Source organism: Collinsella sp. LCP19S3_C9, from assembly GCF_052121575.1.
Lineage (GTDB): Bacteria > Actinomycetota > Coriobacteriia > Coriobacteriales > Coriobacteriaceae > Collinsella.
In genome coordinates, this window is record NZ_JBQKDZ010000045.1 from 1 (window position 1) to 585 (window position 585).

Below are 585 nucleotides of genomic sequence, written 5' to 3' on the forward strand. Positions count from 1 at the left end.
CGCTTGACCAGCTGCCTTATCCACCTCGCGCCGTCGGCGGTCACCACCTCTATGGCGCGCCTCTGCTCGCGCGTGAGCTCGTCGAGGAACAGGTTGAGCACGTCCTTGCCGGTGCCCTCGTGCGCCCAGATGAGGCAGCCGCGGTCGTGGTCGACGACCACCGTGACGTACTTGTGGCCCTTCTTGTACGACGTCTCGTCGATGCCGATGCGGCGCACGCCGTCGAACCTCGAGGCGCCGCGCGCGGCCTCCAGCTCGGCGTAGACGCGCCTGCACACGCCGCCCACGCTGTGCCACTCGACGCGGGCGAGCTCGGAGACCGCCGAGGCGGTGCAGCGGACCGCCAGCCACGCCACCCAGTCCTCGAAGTCGCGCGTGAAGCGCGCCCCGTGCCGCGCCCAGGGGACGGCCTCGGTGCGCACGCCGTGCTCCGGGCAGCGCACCCTGCAGGGCGCGTACTCCAGGTAGCAGGCCGAGCGCGCCAGGTCCATCGCCCTCCACAGCCTGGGGGCCCCGCGGCTCGCCATGTCGTAGAAGTCGCAGGCCCTGCCGCATACGGGGCAGCGGCGCTGCTCGCGCTTGTGG

At 72.5% G+C, this 585-nt stretch carries 1 protein-coding gene; it reads right to left on the minus strand.

Features of this window, described 5'->3' with window-relative positions:
* On the minus strand, positions 1-491 hold a 491-nt coding region (locus tag ACTQXI_RS08910), incomplete at its 3' end, for a helix-turn-helix domain-containing protein (protein ID WP_441548538.1).
* Between the last annotated feature and the right edge of the window lie 94 nt (positions 492-585).